At 70.4% G+C, this 15,913-nt stretch carries 11 protein-coding genes and 1 pseudogene; 9 read left to right on the forward strand and 3 right to left on the reverse strand.

The genetic code is table 11. The annotated features are described in order from the left end of the window. Window positions 1–103 precede the first annotated feature (103 nt). Both CWS50_RS01830 and CWS50_RS01835 read left to right on the forward strand, forming a co-directional pair. Entirely contained in the window at window positions 104–2,044 is a 1,941-nt protein-coding gene (locus CWS50_RS01830) for a ribonucleoside triphosphate reductase (protein ID WP_243118494.1), read from the forward strand. Window positions 2,045–2,065: 21 nt separating this feature from the next. Next, complete coding sequence (locus CWS50_RS01835) at window positions 2,066–2,947, forward strand: anaerobic ribonucleoside-triphosphate reductase activating protein (protein ID WP_127841427.1); 882 nt, start codon at window positions 2,066–2,068, stop codon at window positions 2,945–2,947. Between the two features lie 146 nt (window positions 2,948–3,093). Here CWS50_RS01835 and CWS50_RS01840 read toward each other — a convergent pair whose 3' ends face one another. Next, window positions 3,094–3,945: an LppM family (lipo)protein gene (locus CWS50_RS01840; protein ID WP_127841428.1), complete on the reverse strand. Its 852-nt coding sequence runs from the start codon at window positions 3,943–3,945 to the stop codon at window positions 3,094–3,096. A gap of 265 nt (window positions 3,946–4,210) precedes the next feature. On the opposite strand from CWS50_RS01840, the gene CWS50_RS01845 reads away from it, so the two are divergent. Beyond that, a complete protein-coding gene (locus CWS50_RS01845; RefSeq protein WP_127841429.1) occupies window positions 4,211–6,058 on the forward strand; it encodes a phosphoenolpyruvate carboxykinase (GTP) in 1,848 nt (615 codons plus the stop codon). Between the two features lie 218 nt (window positions 6,059–6,276). Here the strand turns inward: CWS50_RS01845 and CWS50_RS01850 are convergent, their stop codons facing one another. Further along, window positions 6,277–7,212 (reverse strand): endonuclease domain-containing protein, encoded by a 936-nt coding sequence (locus CWS50_RS01850; RefSeq protein WP_243118409.1) that lies wholly within the window; start codon window positions 7,210–7,212, stop codon window positions 6,277–6,279. Window positions 7,213–7,413: 201 nt separating this feature from the next. On the opposite strand from CWS50_RS01850, the gene purD reads away from it, so the two are divergent. From purD to purQ, 6 genes and pseudogenes are all read left to right on the forward strand, one after another. Continuing rightward, on the forward strand, window positions 7,414–8,667 hold the full coding sequence (purD, locus tag CWS50_RS01855) for a phosphoribosylamine--glycine ligase (protein WP_127841430.1): 1,254 nt from the start codon (window positions 7,414–7,416) through the stop codon (window positions 8,665–8,667). A gap of 223 nt (window positions 8,668–8,890) precedes the next feature. Further along, entirely contained in the window at window positions 8,891–9,925 is a 1,035-nt protein-coding gene (locus CWS50_RS01860) for a phosphoribosylaminoimidazolesuccinocarboxamide synthase (protein ID WP_127841431.1), read from the forward strand. Between the two features lie 162 nt (window positions 9,926–10,087). Continuing rightward, window positions 10,088–10,714 (forward strand): hypothetical protein, encoded by a 627-nt coding sequence (locus CWS50_RS01865; protein WP_127841432.1) that lies wholly within the window; start codon window positions 10,088–10,090, stop codon window positions 10,712–10,714. After that, window positions 10,711–11,751, forward strand: a complete 1,041-nt coding sequence (locus CWS50_RS01870; RefSeq protein ID WP_243118410.1) for a hypothetical protein — start codon at window positions 10,711–10,713, stop codon at window positions 11,749–11,751. The genes CWS50_RS01865 and CWS50_RS01870 overlap by 4 nt, the downstream gene beginning before the upstream one ends. Window positions 11,752–12,058: 307 nt before the next feature. Further along, a pseudogene (locus tag CWS50_RS01875) lies at window positions 12,059–12,295 on the forward strand (phosphoribosylformylglycinamidine synthase subunit PurS); the annotation flags it as partial. A 122-nt stretch (window positions 12,296–12,417) separates the two neighbouring features. Then, entirely contained in the window at window positions 12,418–13,125 is a 708-nt protein-coding gene (gene purQ, locus CWS50_RS01880) for a phosphoribosylformylglycinamidine synthase subunit PurQ (RefSeq protein ID WP_127841433.1), read from the forward strand. A 1,301-nt stretch (window positions 13,126–14,426) separates the two neighbouring features. Here purQ and CWS50_RS01885 read toward each other — a convergent pair. Continuing rightward, window positions 14,427–15,845, reverse strand: coding sequence for a glycosyltransferase (locus CWS50_RS01885; RefSeq protein ID WP_127841434.1), 1,419 nt, complete (start codon window positions 15,843–15,845; stop codon window positions 14,427–14,429). Window positions 15,846–15,913: the final 68 nt, after the last annotated feature.

Genomic DNA, 15,913 nt, shown 5'->3' on the forward strand with positions numbered 1-15,913 from the left:
ATCGGAGAGACCCGTGCTTGACCACACCAACGACCTCACTGGCGACACCGACCACGACACTGACGGCATCAGCAGTGTGGGTGGCGGCGAGGGTGCCGCCACCCTGGCCCCTGCTGCCCTGGGCTCCGCTGCCTCGGACACCGCCGCCCGGGGCTCTGCGGACTCCGTCGTCGTGCAGGGCGGCCGCCCCCAGGTGGACGCGGTGTCCACCATCACCGAGTACCTGGACCGCTCTGACTGGCGCGTCAACGCCAACGCCAACCAGGGCTACTCCCTGGGCGGGATGATGCTCAACACCTCCGGCAAGGTGGTGGCCAACTACTGGCTGTCCCACGTCTACCCCGCTGTGGCCGGGCAGGCCCACCGCGACGCCGACCTCCACATCCACGACCTGGACATGTTCGCCGGGTACTGCGCGGGCTGGTCGCTCAAGGACCTCCTCCAGCAGGGTCTCAACGGCGTCCCCGGCGCCATCGCCGCAGGCCCCGCCCGGCACTTCTCCTCCGCCGTCGGCCAGATCGTCAACTTCCTGGGCACGCTGCAGAACGAGTGGGCCGGGGCACAGGCCTTCTCCTCCTTCGACACCTACATGGCGCCCTTCGTCCGACTGGACTCCATGACCTACGAGCAGGTCAGGCAGTGCATGCAGGAGCTTGTCTTCAACCTCAACGTCCCCTCCCGGTGGGGCACCCAGACCCCCTTCACCAACCTCACCTTCGACTGGACCTGCCCCGCCGACCTGCGCGACGAGCACCCCCTGATCGGAGAGGAGGTGTGCGACTTCGCCTACGGCGACCTCCAGGCGGAGATGGACCTCATCAACCGCGCCTTCATGGAGGTCATGACCGAGGGCGACGCCGAGGGGCGCGTGTTCACCTTCCCCATCCCCACCTACAACATCACCCGGGACTTCGACTGGGACACCCCCAACGCTGACCTCCTGTTCACCATGACCGCGAAGTACGGCCTGCCCTACTTCCAGAACTTCATCAACTCCGAGCTCGACCCCGGCATGATCCGCTCCATGTGCTGCCGCCTCCAGCTCGACCTGCGCGAGCTGCTCAAGCGCGGCAACGGTCTGTTCGGCTCCGCCGAGCAGACCGGCTCCGTGGGCGTGGTCACCGTCAACATGGCCCGCCTGGGCTACCTGCACGCCGGGGACGAGTCTGCCCTGACCGCCCGCCTGGACGAGCTCCTGGAGATCGGGCGCGACACCCTGGAGCTCAAGCGCGAGGTCATCCAGCACCACATCGACGCCGGGCTGTTCCCCTTCACCAAGCGGTACCTGGGAACCCTGGACAACCACTTCTCCACCCTGGGCGTCAACGGCATGAACGAGATGGTCCGCAACTTCACCCGCCACGAGCCTGGCGGCGGCTACGACATCACCGACCCGCGCGGCCACGCCATGTGCGTGCGCCTGCTCGACCACGTTCGTCAGCGCATGGTGGCCTTCCAGGAGGCCACCGGGCACCTCTACAACCTGGAGGCCACGCCCGCAGAGGGCGCCACCTACCGCTTCGCCAAGGAGGACCGCAGGCGTTACCCCGACATCCTCCAGGCCGGCACCGACTCCAACCCGTACTACACCAACTCCTCCCAGCTGCCCGTGGGCTACACCGACGACCCCTTCACTGCCCAGGAGATGCAGGAGGAGCTCCAGACCCGGTACACCGGCGGCACCGTGCTCCACCTCTACATGAACGAGCGCATCTCCTCCGCTACCGCCTGCAAAGAGCTGGTGCGCCGCAGCCTCACCGCCTTCCGCGCCCCCTACATCACGATCACCCCCACCTTCTCCATCTGCCCCGTCCACGGCTACCTGGCCGGGGAGCACACCACCTGCGGCAGGTGCGCCGCCGCGCACCCCGAGGCCGAGCCGGTGGAGTGCGAGGTGTGGACCCGGGTCATGGGCTACTTCCGCCCCGTGCGCTCCTTCAATATCGGCAAGAAGGGCGAGTACGCCGAGCGGCAGATGTTCACCGAGCAGGCGGCAGGTGACCACGGTGAGCCGGTCTCCCGCCTGGCGGCGGTGGGTGCCTAGCGGGCTCGTCCCGCCTCGCTCATGCCCGCGCGTCTGCCACTGCCTCCCCCCGCCGTGCTACCTGGCAGCGGGCGGAAGGAGCACGCCCGTGCCTGTCGCCGTGCTGACGACCTGGTCATTGCCGGGCTGGTCCCCCTGAGCACCGTCGACTGGCCCGACCACCTGACCGCCACGGTCTTCACCCAGGGCTGCCCCTGGGACTGCACCTACTGCCACAACCAGGCCCTCATCCCCACCCAGGCGCCGGGCCTGGTGGCCTGGCAGGAGGTCCGCGACCTGTTGGCCAGGCGAGCGGGCCTGCTCGACGGCGTCGTCCTCACCGGTGGGGAGCCTCTGCGCCAGGACGCGCTGGCTGCCGCCGCCGCCGAGGTGCGCGGGGCCGGGTTCGCCGTCGGCCTGCACACGGCGGGCGCCTACCCCCGCAGGCTGCGCGACCTGGTGAGGCGGGGCCTGCTCGACTGGGTGGGCCTGGACGTCAAGGCCCTGCCTGAGCACTACCGGGAGGTGGTCGGCCGCCCGCACGCCGGGGCCAGGGCCTGGGAGAGCCTGCGGGTTCTCCTGGAGGCGGTCGCGGGCCGCAGGGGGTCGCACGGCAGAGGCCTGCGCGGCAGGAGCCCGGGCGGCAGCGCTCCGGACAGGCTCCCCAGCTTCCCCGACGTCTTCCCCGACGTCGAGGTGCGCACCACCGTGGTGCCCGGGGACGTCACAGCCACCGACGCCTACGAGGTCGCCCGGCGCGTGCACGACATGGGTGTTCGCACCTACGCCCTCCAGCAGGCCCGTAGCAAGGGGGCACGGGAGGGGCTCGTGGCCACCGTCCCCGGGTGGGACGCCCAGTGCGAGGACCTGGCTGCCCGCATTGAGGCCCTGGGGTGGGAGAGGTTCACCTACCGGCCCGCTTGACCCGGGGCGCCCCGGCTGCTTGGACCGCTGCGGTCCCGCGTGAGTGGCTCCGGTAAGCACCTGGTAGGCGGGTTGTACGCGGCCCGCCCCTCCGCTAGCGCGCAGCGTGCCTCCTGAGGGTTGCGGGCCTCAGGGAGGCGCGCTGCTCAGCGCCGCTTCCGGCGGGTCCGGGGGTGCCCGGCCTGCTGCCGCTTCTGCTCTTTTCCCACTCCCTTGTTCCTCCGGGTGGTCTGTCGGTCTCTCCGGGTCTTCCGCCGCCTCTCCTGGCCGTCCCGGGGCCGCTGAGCTCGTCGTCTCCTGGCCACGACCACCAGCCCCAGGGCGGTTCCTGCCGTCACCAGGATGGCGGTGACCCAGGTGGCAGGGTTGGCGGTCCAGGAGGTGCCCTGGGACTGCTCCGCGTAGCCAGAGGCGGTGACCCCCTCGGTCAGGGCGTCCGCGTCCTCCCAGGTGACGGTCCTGCCGGATACTGAGCCGCCGTCGGCCTCGGTGACGCTCCCGGGGAAGGTCACCGAGACCCGGGTGTCCACCAGGGTGTTGAAGGAGGCGGCGGTGGAGCCCCCCGTGTCCTGAGCCCCCTGTGTAGGGGCCAGCGCCGCAGGGTCACCTCCCAGGTCGGGGGCGGCAAGGCTGACGGTGTAGACGTCGCCGTCACGCACCACGATCGCGCCCTCCTCGGCCTCGGAGGCATCCGGGACCGTCACGCCGGTAATCGTCACCAGGCAGCCGACCTCGTCGCTGCCGCCGGAGAGGGGCTCGGCCTCGACCTGGGCGTCCTGGGAGACCTCAAGGACCTCGGGGTCCGCCATCGTGGCGCAGTCCTCCTCGCTGCCGATCACCTCCCCGGTGGTGTCCCGCATCTCCAGGGTGATGTCGTAGGTGCCCGTCGGGGTGATCGCCATGTCCATCTCCAGGGTGCAGCCCGACAGGGCCAGGCAGGCCAGGGCGCAGGACGCGGCGAGCCGCACCGGGCGGTGGGTGCGGGGGCGCTGAGACATGTGTGGCAGGCTACACGCGTCGTGTCTCGGCTCGTCCGGCTCGCGCCGCCACGGCATCGTTACCGCCTTCACTGAGGGCGGAACGGAGGTGCGGAACTCCCCTCCAGAGGGCGGAAAACCGCCTCACGTGGGCGAAAGCACCCCTGTCGCGGGCGTTTGCGGGGTGCTGCTGGGACCTTCGGCGACGTGACCCTGCGGCTGCAGTGGGGAAGGATAGGTGCTGACTACCTCTGTCAGTAACTGACCCCCTTAGGAAGGGACTCGTATGACTGTGTCCGAGCAGGACGTCCGCTCCGCTGCTCCCACCAACGCTCCCGAGGACGTGATCGAGTTCGTCACGCGCATCGCCGAGCTCGGTAAGCCCGACAGCGTCTACTTCGCCGACGGCAGCGATGAGGAGTGGGACCGCCTCACCACGGAGATGGTGGAGTCTGGCACCTTCGTCCGCCTCAACCCCGACAAGCGTCCCAACTCCTTCCTGGCCCGCTCGCTGCCCAGTGACGTCGCCCGCGTGGAGTCCCGCACCTTCATCTGCTCTGAGAAGGAGGAGGACGCCGGACCGACCAACAACTGGTACGACCCGGCGGAGATGAAGAAGATCCTCAACGAGAAGTTCGACGGTGCCATGCGCGGCCGCACCCTCTATGTGATCCCCTTCTCCATGGGCCCCCTGGGTGGCCCCATCTCCCAGCTGGGCATCGAGATCACCGACTCCCCCTACGTCGTGGTCAACATGCGCATCATGACCCGCATGGGTGCCGCCGCCATGGACCTCATCAACGAGGGCCGCACCTGGGTGCCCGCTGTCCACTCCGTGGGTGCTCCCCTGGCCCCGGGGGAGAAGGACGCCGCGTGGCCCTGTAACGAGGAGAAGTACATCACTCACTTCCCCGAGACCAACGAGATCTGGTCCTACGGCTCGGGCTACGGCGGCAACGCGCTGCTGGGTAAGAAGTGCTACGCGCTGCGCATCGCCTCCACCATGGCCCGCCGCGACGGCTGGATGGCTGAGCACATGCTCATCCTGCGACTCACTGACGAGAAGTCCGGCAAGCAGTACCACGTGAGCGCGGCCTTCCCCAGCGCCTGCGGCAAGACCAACCTTGCCATGCTGCGTCCCACCATCCCCGGGTACAAGGTGGAGACTGTCGGCGACGACATCGCCTGGATGCGTCCCGGGCCGGACGGCACGCTGCGCGCCATCAACCCCGAGGCCGGCTTCTTCGGCGTGGCGCCGGGCACCTCCTACGACACCAACCCGATGGCCATGGACACGATGCGTGAGAACACCATCTTCACCAACGTGGCCCTGACCGACGACGGCGACGTGTGGTGGGAGGGCATCGACGCCCCGCTGCCCGACCACCTCATCGACTGGCAGGGCAACGACTACACCCCGGCCGACGCCGAGGCTGGCAAGAAGGCCGCTCACCCCAACTCCCGCTTCACCACCCCGGCCTCTCAGTGCCCGATCATCTGCCCGGACTGGGAGGCCCCCGAGGGTGTGGCCATCGACGCCATCCTCTTTGGTGGGCGCCGCGCCACCAACGTCCCGCTGGTGGCCGAGCAGTACGAGGCCGCCCACGGCGTGTTCATCGGCGCCTCCGTGGCCTCCGAGGTCACCGCCGCCGCCCTGGACGCCAAGGTCGGCTCGCTGCGTCATGACCCCTTTGCCATGCTGCCCTTCTGCGGCTACCACATGGCTGACTACTGGTCCCACTGGCTGGAGATGCAGGAGAGGCTGGGGGACAAGTTCCCCAAGGTGTACCAGGTCAACTGGTTCCGCAAGGACGAGGACGGCAAGTTTATCTGGCCTGGCTTCGGGGACAACTCCCGCGTGCTGGACTGGATCGTGCGCCGGGCCGCCGGTGAGGTCGAGGCCGTTGACGGCGTGACGGGCCGCTACCCCAGGCTTGAGGACTTCAACCTGGAGGGGACCGATCTGGGTGAGGCCGACTGGGCCAAGCTCTTCGAGATCGACCCCGACGCCTGGGCCGCAGAGATGGACGACACCGAGGAGTACTTCAAGCAGTTTGGTGACAAGCTCCCCGCTGCCATCACCGAGCAGCTCGCGAAGTTCCGCGAGCGCATTGAGGAGGCTCGCAAGGCCTGAGCACCATCGCGGTGGCAGGCTGCCGTTGACGAGGCTCCCGACCCCCAGGGTCGGGAGCCTCGTTGCTGGCGCGTGGGCGCGATCTGTCTGCTGGCAGGGACGTGCTGTGGCTGGCTAGTCGTGTCCACGGCCAGCGGGATACGGCCCTGCACCACCTGTGTCAGCGGTGTCTGCGTGTCCACGGCGGCCACAAATGGCCTGACGGGTCGTGCAAGTCTTTAAGTAGACCGCGTGATTGCAATGTTCTGTACTCTTGGTCGAGCTGTGGCCGACTCGTTTGTGGCCGCTGTGGACAGTCTGGCCTCATAACGTGGCCTGGAAAGCAGGAGCCCGGGCACCTCCTGGGCCACCTTTCCTTGCCGAACATCCTTGGCTGTGAAACGGGCGACCCGGAAGCCCCGGCGCATCAGCTCTCGGTCCCGGTGGCGGTCCCGGCCGAACTGGTACTCGCCGACGTGGTAGGCATAGCCGTCCAGCTCGAGCACGAGCCAACCGTCGACAACGATGTCCACCTCACCGACGCCAGGGATGACCACACCGTCCTCGAACGGGATGCTCGCACGATGGAGCTGCAGCCGCGCCAGCGTCTCCAGCGGTGAGCGTGAACGGGGGCTGGCCAGGCGCAGACGTGACCTGGCTCGCGCTGAGCCAGGTCCGTGAAGCAACGCCTTGATGGCGTCAGGCGTGGTGTCCTCCTCGTGGAGGGCGGCGTCGCAGGCCATGACCGGGGCCTCGGCACTGGGATGGCAGCGCAGGAAGCGAGCCAGCGCGAGGTCCACTGGCGCGACCGGAAAGCTGGTGGGGGACGGGGGAGTCAGTGCGCGCTCGACGTGGAGGACTTCCCGGCGCACCGGTGCGAACCTGCGCTTGTCCGGAACGGCGACGTGGATCGGTTGCTCGGGCCCGGTGGTCGGGTACCCGTAGTAGCAGACGGCAGTCCGGCAGGTCATGGCCCCTCCGTGGATCCGGGCCAGGATGATGGCCTCCTCCGTGCCTGGTACTGCGATGACCCCATGGGGGTGAGAGAGGAGGTCGTTGGCCTCAACGAGCCGGGCCACCTGCCTGCGCTCGGTGCGGTCGAGACGCAGGTCCCGCATCCGGACTGCTCCGTAGCAGCCGCGTACCCGCGCCAGGATGTCGTCTCTGCCGTCCACGGAGCCATCGTCGGAACAGGGCTGGCAGGCGGGCAAGGAGGTCGAATGGGTTCTGCGGACAGGGATGCTGTGCGGGTCCCCTGTGGAGTCCTTGCTGGGATGCCTGGAGCCTGGTTAGAGAAACCGCTGGTCGGCGCACAACCCGACTACGCCTGCCGCACCTACTGTCGTCACCCCGGCCTGTCTGGCTAGGCTAGGGCCGTGAAGATCCTGCTGCTGGGGTCCGGCGCGCGCGAGCACGCCCTGGCCCGCGCCCTTGCTTCCGATCCTGCCACCACCGAGCTTGTCATCGCTCCCGGCAACCCCGGCACCGCGAACGTGGGTACCAATCTCCACATCGACCCTAGTGCCCCGGAGGAGGTGGTGGACCTGGCCGCCCAGATGGAGGCGGACCTGGTGGTTGTCGGCCCGGAGGCGCCCCTGGTGGCGGGCGTGGCCGACGCGGTGCGCGAGGCGGGCGTGCCCTGTTTCGGCCCCGGTGCGCAGGCGGCCCGCCTGGAGGGGTCCAAGGCCTTCGCCAAGGAGGTCATGGCTGCAGCCGGGGTGCCCACGGCGGCCTCGGTCGCGTGCTCCACCCCGGAGGACCTGCGCGCAGCCCTGGACCGCTTTGGTGCCCCCTACGTGGTCAAGGAGGACGGCCTGGCCGCGGGCAAGGGCGTCGTGGTCACCTCCGACCGTGACGCCGCCCTGGAGCACGGCCTGGCCTGCCTGGCCAGGGAGGGCGGGTGCGTTGTCGTCGAGGACTACCTGGACGGTCCGGAGGCCTCCGTCTTCTGCGTCAGCGACGGAGCCACCGTCCGCGCCCTGGCACCCGCTCAGGACTTTAAGCGCCTGGGTGACGGCGATGAGGGTCCCAACACCGGTGGTATGGGCGCCTACACCCCCGTGGGCTGGGCGCCAGCCGACCTGGCTGAGCGTGTGGTGCGGGAGGTGGCCCAGCCGGTTGTTGACGAGATGGCCCGACGTGGTACCCGCTTTATCGGCCTGCTCTACTGCGGCCTGGCCCTGACCCGGGAGGGGCTGCGCGTGGTGGAGTTCAACGTGCGCTTCGGCGACCCGGAGACCCAGGCGGTCCTGGCTCGCCTGACCTCCTCCCTGCCTCAGCTGCTGCACGCCGCCGCCACCGGTCACCTGGGCGGAGTGCCTGAGCCCACCTGGAGCAACCAGGCTGCGGTTGACGTCGTCCTGGCCGCTCCCGGATATCCCGGTACGGTAACCACCGGCGGGCGCGTGACTGGCGTGGAGGCCGCCGAGGCGCTTGAGGGGGTGCACGTGCTGCACGCCGGCACCTCCCGGGACGAGGAGGGAAACCTGGTCGCCTCCGGGGGGCGGGTCCTGTCCGTGGTGGCCGTGGGGGCGGACGTGGCCGCTGCCCGGGCACGGGTCTACGAGGCGGTGGCCAGGATCCACCTCGACGGTGCCCAGTACCGCCGGGACATTGCTGCGGGGCGGTGAGCCTGGCCCACCCGGTTCGCGTGTGAGGGGCTGCGCTGTTTCTGTGGTACCACGTTGGTTGCCACCAGAGGCTGGGAGGTGCCCCAGTCTAGGAAGAGCCTCACGGCTCCACGCTGCTGGTAGCACGTTACCACCCTTGTCCACCTCGTGGTGGGACGGGTGGGCTCCGCAGGCGCCCAGTAGCGTCCTCGCACCCCTGCCCGTGCAGTGGCAGGATGTGGGTATGACTTCTCCCGCCAGCCCCGCTCCCTCAGCGGTCCCGCACGCTGCCCCCGGCGCCGTGGAGCCGGGCCGTGGAGCCCGTGAGGGCGTCGGCCCCGAGCACCCAGGTCACCACGCTGGTCCACGGCTGCCCGGGGAGGTTCCCGCCCCGTCCCGGCTGCCTGGGTGGGAGCACCATCTCAGCGGGAAGGTGCGTGATGTCTATGTGCCCGCTGCGGACGGCCCCTGGGCGGGGCGTGACGTCCTCCTCGTCGTCGCCTCGGACCGTATCAGCGCCTACGACCACGTCCTGCCCACCCCCGTCCCGGGCAAGGGCGCGGTGCTGACTGCCCTGACTGCCTGGTGGCTCGGCCAGCTGGCCGACATCGTCCCGGGCCACCTGCTCAGCCTGGACGTGCCCCGGGAGGTGGCTGGGCGGGCCATGGTCTGCCAGCGTCTGGACATGCACCCTGTGGAGTGCGTGGCCCGCGGCTACCTCACCGGCTCCGGCCTGGCCGAGTACCGCGCCCACGGCACCGTGTGCGGCATCGGCCTGCCCGGCGGCCTGACGGAGGCCTCCCGCCTGCCCGAGCCGGTCTTCACCCCTGCTGCCAAGGCCGGTCTGGGCGGCCACGACGAGAACATCACCTTCGAGCAGGTTCAGGCCCTGGTTGGTCCCCAGGCGGCCTCAGACCTGCGCCGTACCACCCTGGAGGTCTACGCCCGCGCGGCGGACGTCACCCACGAGCGCGGCATCATCTTGGCTGACACCAAGCTTGAGCTCGGCATCGACGCTGAGGGGCGCCTGGTCCTGGCCGACGAGGTCCTTACCCCCGACTCCTCCCGGTTCTGGCCCGCCGACGCCTGGGCGCCCGGCCAGCCCACCCCTTCCTTCGACAAGCAGTACGTGCGTGACTGGCTCACCTCACCCGCCTCCGGGTGGGACCCCGCTAGCGGCCAGGCCCCCCCGCCCCTGCCCGACGACGTCGTGGACCGCACCCGGCAGCGCTACCTGGAGGCCTATGAGCGGCTCACCGGTGGTCCCCTGGCGCTCTGAGATGCTCGTGGCGCACCCGGCGGGGATGGTGGTGGCTGCCGCGCCCGCAGGCGTGTCCCAGTCTCCTGGTCGTCCGGGTCTGTGTTTCGGACCGGGTCCGTTGCCTGGTCCGCACCCTAGCCTGGTCTCCTGTGACCTCCGCACCGACAGGAAGCAGCCTGTATGACACCTTCACGAGTTTTTCGACCTGGTCTCGGCTTTGGCGTGGCTCTGGGACTGGCCGCCCTTGTGGTCGTCCTGGCGCTGGCGGCGGCAGTCAGCAGCGCCCTGGGTGCGCGGGAGGCCTCGAGCATCCTGGGCGGAGCCGCCCTTGTCCTGGTGGGGCTCGGGCTCCTGGCGGTGCTGAGGGTCCCGGCCCGGTCCCTGGTGGTCAACGCCCCTCGCCTGCGCCTGGAGCGCAACCGGGCCAGGGCGGCGCGGGAGCGCAGCAGGCAGCGCAAGGCGGGTGGCCGGGGCGGGAGCCGAGCCCGGGCCGACGGGCGCAGCGGGACCAGCGGGCTACGGGACGACTCACCTGAGGGCACGCTCGTACCGCTGGTGGTACCGGGTACCGGCGTGGTCATCCCTGAGTCCACGGGCAGGCGGGAGCTGACCACAATGGACGTCGTCTCCGGGCCGGTGACGACGGCGCTGGCCGCGACCCGGGTCGGCCGTGCCGCCGACGAGCGCCTGGCTGGGACGACGACGGGGGAGACTCTGGTGCGGGTGGGCCAGCTGCTCGCCGGGGCACTTGGCTTCGTCCTTCTCGCGCTGGGCCTGGCCTCGGTCCTGGGGCAGGTGCTGTCGTGACACCGCGTGAGCGTCGCCCCGAGGAGGAGCAGGGGCCGGTGGACTGGGGCACCGGCAGGTCCGCGGACCAGGTCCGTCCGGGCCGATCCCGCAGCGGCAGCGGGGCCGGGGGAGCCTGGCGGGACGGCGGGCACCGGGCTGAAGGGGCCGGAGGCGCTGCTGGTGCTCGAGTGGATGACGGTGCCCGTGCCTCCGGCAGCCCTACCGCCCTTGACGCTGACGACCCAGGTAGGTCGGGCAGGCTCGACGGTCCCGACTGGGGTGTGGGCCGTGGGCCGGCAGCCCGTCAGCCCACGCCGGGGCAGCGGGCACGAACCCCCTGGCCTGCAGCCGTGCGCAGGCAGCGCCTGGCGGGGGTGGTCTTTGCCCTGGTCGGCCTGGTCACGGCCACCTTCTCCGCCATGAACCTGGCTGAGAACGCCGAGGTCGGGCGCCTGTGGGTCCCGCCGTGGCTGGTGGCCGTCCTGGGCGGGGCGGGGCTGGTTGCTGCGGCCGGCTACCTGGCTTGGGCCGGGGGCACCCCGGTGCGCCACGAGGCGCAGCGCTGGCAGCCACGGGTCCTGGACGCTGCGGCTGGCCTGACAGCCGGGAGGGTGCAGGTCGCTGACCCCGCTCGTCTCCTCGCGAGCGCCGGGGGCGGGCAGGACAATCCTGGGGACGCGCCTGTCGACGAGGCTGGCGGGGAAGCTGGTGAGGAGGCTAGCGGGTGGGCCGGGCGCGGTCCGGGCGTCGAGCATGGTGGGACCGCCGGGGCTGCCCCTCTCCAGCCGGACAGGGGCGCGGGAGGCTCCCCGCCCCTGCGGGTGAGCGTGGACTCGGCACCCCGGCCGATCATGGGAGCCTCGACCGTGGAGCAGTCCGTGCACGCACCTGCTGGGGTAGCCGGGGCGGTAGGCGGTTTCATGATGGCGGCCGCCGTGGTCTGCGCGGTTCTTGCCCTGGCGCTGGGGCCGTCCTGGCTCATCGCAACCGCTGCCCTGTCCCTGGGTGGGCTGGTGTCCGTCAGGCTGGCAGGCGACTGGCTGGGAGTCGTCTGAGCTGCACATCTTCAGTGCTGGCTCCAGCGATGGCGCATTGGCTTGCTCTGGGATTCTGCGGTTCCTCCTCTGTGCGCCGGTAGGCAAGAGGCCCAAGATGTGCAGCGCAGGTGACGCTGCACATCCTGGACCCGGGGAAGACGGCTGGTGGTGGCGGGCACTGCTGCTATTCCAGGAAGAGACAGAGATTCCTGGGGTCGATTCCTGGGGTCCTGTCGCGTGCTTGAGGGTCTGAAGATGTGCAGCACTGGGGGTGGGGCCGGGTAGGGTGGGCTCAGCATTCACCCCGCTGTTGTCAGGAGCACCAATGGGACGCATTGTCGTCGAGGTCATGCCCAAGCCCGAGATCCTGGACCCTCAGGGCAAGGCTGTCGTGGCCAGCCTGCCCCGCCTCGGATTCGAGCAGTTCACTGCGGTCCGCCAGGGGCGACGCTTCGAGCTGACTGTGAAGGGGCCGGTCACCCAGGCCCACCTTGACGCGGCCCGCCAGGCGGCTGACACCCTTCTGTCCAACCCGATCATTGAGGACGTTGTCTCTGTTGCCGAGCTCCCCGGCGATGTCCCCGGTGATGCCGCCGCGCAGGCGGCTGGGCCGGTCGGTGCGGCCAGTGGGGCTGGCGGTCCGGCGGCGGGCAGCGGGCGGTACGCCGCTGAGGAGGCCCAGGCGTGAGCGCGCTCGTCCGCATCGGCGTCATCACCTTCCCCGGGACGCTGGACGACGTCGACGCCGCCCGGGCCGTGCGCCTGGCTGGGGCGGAGCCGGTGCGTCTGTGGCACAAGGACGCGGACCTGCACGGCGTGGACGCTGTCGTGGTCCCCGGGGGCTTCTCCTACGGCGACTACCTGCGCTGCGGCGCGATCGCCCGTTTCGCCCCGGTCATGGGGGAGGTCGTCTCCGCTGCCGGGCGGGGCATGCCGGTGCTGGGCATCTGCAACGGCTTCCAGGTGCTTGCTGAGGCGCACCTGCTGCCCGGCGCCCTCATCCGTAACGACCACCAGCGTTTTGTCTGCACCGAGCAGCGTCTGAGGGTGGAGTCCTGTGACACGGCCTGGACCAGCCAGTACGACGACGGCCAGGAGATTGTTGTCCCCATGAAGAACGGGGAGGGCAACTTCATCGCCTCTCCGGACGAGCTCGACCGTCTGGAGGGGGAGGGTCTGGTGGTCTTCCGCTACCTAGGGGGCAACCCCAACGGGTCGGCACGTGACATTGCCGGGGTGCGCAACGAGCGTGGCAACGTGGTCGGGCTCATGCCCCACCCTGAGCACGCCGTGGAGCACGGCTTCGGCCCGGCCTCGTCGGCCGGGCCGCGCACGGGTACTGACGGCCTGGGGGTCTTCTGCTCTGCCGTCCGGTCCCTCACGGCGGTCTGACATGCTGTCTGGGTTGGCAGTCATGGCTCCCGACACCCTTGTCCTTACACCCTGTCTTCTTCTGTGCCGACAGGCGCGGGCGTCTGGGCGCCAGGCTGCTCAAGGGCAGCAAACCGCTGCTTCTGTGTCGGCAGGCGTGGGTGTCTGGGAGCGGCCCGGCTATAGCGGGAGCTCCGGAGGCGGCGGGTCCCAGGGGGCGGGTGCCTGGTCGGGGCAGACTGCTCCTTTCACCACCCCTTCGGAGCTGCCCGGTGCTGTAGTTGTTCTGGTTCCTCGTCCGGGTGGGCACGCTGCCGGGAGGCGAGGAGGTGACCGTGTGAGGCGGGGCGCCCCGGCCCTTACCAGATCCGGAGCCAGGTGTCTTTGTGGTTGTCCACAGAACCTCGCCAGCCCTGTGGGTTACGTGCCTCAGAGGGGCGGAGCCATGGGGATCGAGCAGCGTGGCCACCCGTGTCCGGCGGGTGTGAGACGTGACCGTTCTGCCGCTGCTACCTGTTCGTCTTGAGACCTGGGCCGCGTGGGAGGAGGACTGTGGCAGGTGGGACGCTGACCGTCGGCTCGCCGTGCGGCCTCCCGGCTCGCCATGCGGCTCCGTGGGGGAGTACCGATGGGATGACGGAACGTTTCCCTTGGTTTTGCAGTGTTTACGCAGTGTTCTTGCAGTGTTGGCGGATGGCGGTGCGGCGAGCGTGTGGGTGGCGGGAGGTGCTTTGCGGGACATCGGAGAGAACCGGTGATCCAGCCTGAGGCTACCGTCCGGTCCGGAGACCCGCCCTCTTCCAGGATGCGTGGACGCGTGCTCCAGGTTGCGGAAAGGTGCCTGCTACCGCCCCTCCGACGGAGGGGCGCGCCGGTGCTCCATGACTCCCAACGGGGGCGGCCGCCTGTGGACAGTGCCTGTGGAGAAGAATGCGGTGGCCCGTGCTGACCCGCTGTGCCTGTCGCCCCGGTCAGTGACGTCGCGGCGTGCGCCGGGGACAGGAGAAGACGACGCCGGACCCTGTCCCGCAACCGGCAGCACACGTTTATAACCGGCTGTACCCGGGTGTGCCTGGCCTCCCGTGGCCGGGCTCCGGTGGTGCCGGGGACGTGCTGACCTCAAGGAGGGCGGCAGCGCGTAGCGGCTCCGAGCCCGTTGCGGCCTGCCCGTCCGGCGTCGTGGTAGCCGGCCCCGGCGAGCCGGCCCGGGGCCGGCTCGCCGGGGCCGGGCACTGATGTGGTGGTCGGGGCAGGGTCGTGGCTGTCCGGCGGTCTTTTTAGGGGGTCTTGTGGTGCTTCGGCACCGCAAGACCCCGAGGCCGCTACGGGACGACGCGGGTGAGGATCTCCAGTATGTCCTGCAGGTGGCGGTTGGGCAGGAACTCCCGGCGCACGGACTCGTGCGCGGCCGCACCCATCTCTGCCGCACGCTCCGGGAACAGCAGCAGGTCCGCGACGGCACCGGCCCAGGCGGCTCCGTCGGCCGGGTCCACCAGGACCCCGTCCACCCCGTCCTCGATCTGGTCACGGATACCGCCGACGGCTGAGGCCACGACAGGAGCCTTCTTCCACATGGCCTCGGCGACAGTCAGCCCGAAGGCCTCCACCAGGGACCGCTGGGTGACCACCGAGCTGACCCGCTGGACCGCGTTGACGACCGTGGCGTTGAGCTCGCGGTCCTCCATGCTCACCGCAGCCACGTGGATACGGGAGGCTACCGACTCCGGCAGCACGGAGCACCGGTCAACCACCGAGGTCAGGACCGCCGTGGCCTCCCGGTCGTGCTCGGGGTCCGGTGCGGGGCCCAGCAGCAGCAGGTGGCAGTCCTGCGGCAGCAGGGAGAGGTGGCGGGCAAAGGCCTCCACCAGCTCCAGCCCGCCCTTGAGGCGGTCCCAGCGGCTGACCTGTGTGACGACCCGGCAGCCCAGCGGAACCGGCCCGCCCGCCAGGACGGGGTCCTCCGCCAGGCCCCGGAAGGCGTCTGCGCGCCCGTCGTGACGGACGAAGGGAACCGCCTGGAAGGGAGGCTCGCCGGCGAAGACCCCCGACAGCCGGGCCACCGACCAGGACTCGTCCAGGTCCAGGACCCGGTTCTTGGGCGAGTCGGCGTCGATGGAGGGCGCCAGGACGGCGCAGCGCTCCTCCTCAATGTAGGGCGGCCGGTACTCGGGCCGGGACACCACGACCAGGTCCACGTCCTCCAGGTACCTGTCCAGGAAGGCCCAGGCGTAGTCTGCGGCGTCCCCGGTCGCGGCCGCCCCGGCGTGGCAGCGCCACACCACGGAGGCCCCCGTGGCCCGCACGGCCTTGGCCAGCCCTGCGGTGGGCGGGTCGTGCAGGATCACGACGTCGCCCTCACGCAGCTCCTCGACGACGTTGTCCGCGTTGGAGGCCAGGACGTGCTCGTAGACGTCGCGCTGAACGTCCCCGAGCCTGCCGCCGTCTCCCTGGTCGCCATGGATGCCCGCGTACAGGCGGGCGGCGATCTGCTGGAACTGCGCGGGGGCGTCCAGAGTCAGCCACCGGGCGTCCAGGCCCGCCCCACGGGCGTAGCCCACCAGCGGCCCCGCGATCTCCGCAGGGCCGGCCCCGGCGGCCGAGGGCGTCACCGTCCACACGGTGCGGCCTTCCAGCAGGGCGTGGGCGGCGGTCACGGTGTCGCGCAGGCGGCGGACAGCGACCTCGTCGAGGTGGCTCTCAAGGTGCGACAGCGGCAGCGGGGCGACGTCGATGGCTCTCATGGTCTGATCCTCTCCTGAAATCGTGTGAGTCGCAGCACTTTGGTGGTGCGAGTGTCGTCGACCGCCCG

Source organism: Actinomyces wuliandei (genome assembly GCF_004010955.1).
GTDB classification, from domain to species: Bacteria; Actinomycetota; Actinomycetes; order Actinomycetales; family Actinomycetaceae; genus Actinomyces; species Actinomyces wuliandei.

What these genes read in the sequence shown, in the direction of transcription:
- CWS50_RS01835 (WP_127841427.1), top strand. Translation starts at nt 2,066, where the DNA reads ATGCCCGCGCGTCTGCCACTGCCTCCCCCCGCCGTGCTACCTGGCAGC.
- CWS50_RS01840 (WP_127841428.1), bottom strand. Translation starts at nt 3,945, where the DNA reads ATGTCTCAGCGCCCCCGCACCCACCGCCCGGTGCGGCTCGCCGCGTCC.
- CWS50_RS01845 (WP_127841429.1), top strand. Translation starts at nt 4,211, where the DNA reads ATGACTGTGTCCGAGCAGGACGTCCGCTCCGCTGCTCCCACCAACGCT.
- CWS50_RS01860 (WP_127841431.1), top strand. Translation starts at nt 8,891, where the DNA reads ATGACTTCTCCCGCCAGCCCCGCTCCCTCAGCGGTCCCGCACGCTGCC.
- CWS50_RS01865 (WP_127841432.1), top strand. Translation starts at nt 10,088, where the DNA reads ATGACACCTTCACGAGTTTTTCGACCTGGTCTCGGCTTTGGCGTGGCT.
- CWS50_RS01885 (WP_127841434.1), bottom strand. Translation starts at nt 15,845, where the DNA reads ATGAGAGCCATCGACGTCGCCCCGCTGCCGCTGTCGCACCTTGAGAGC.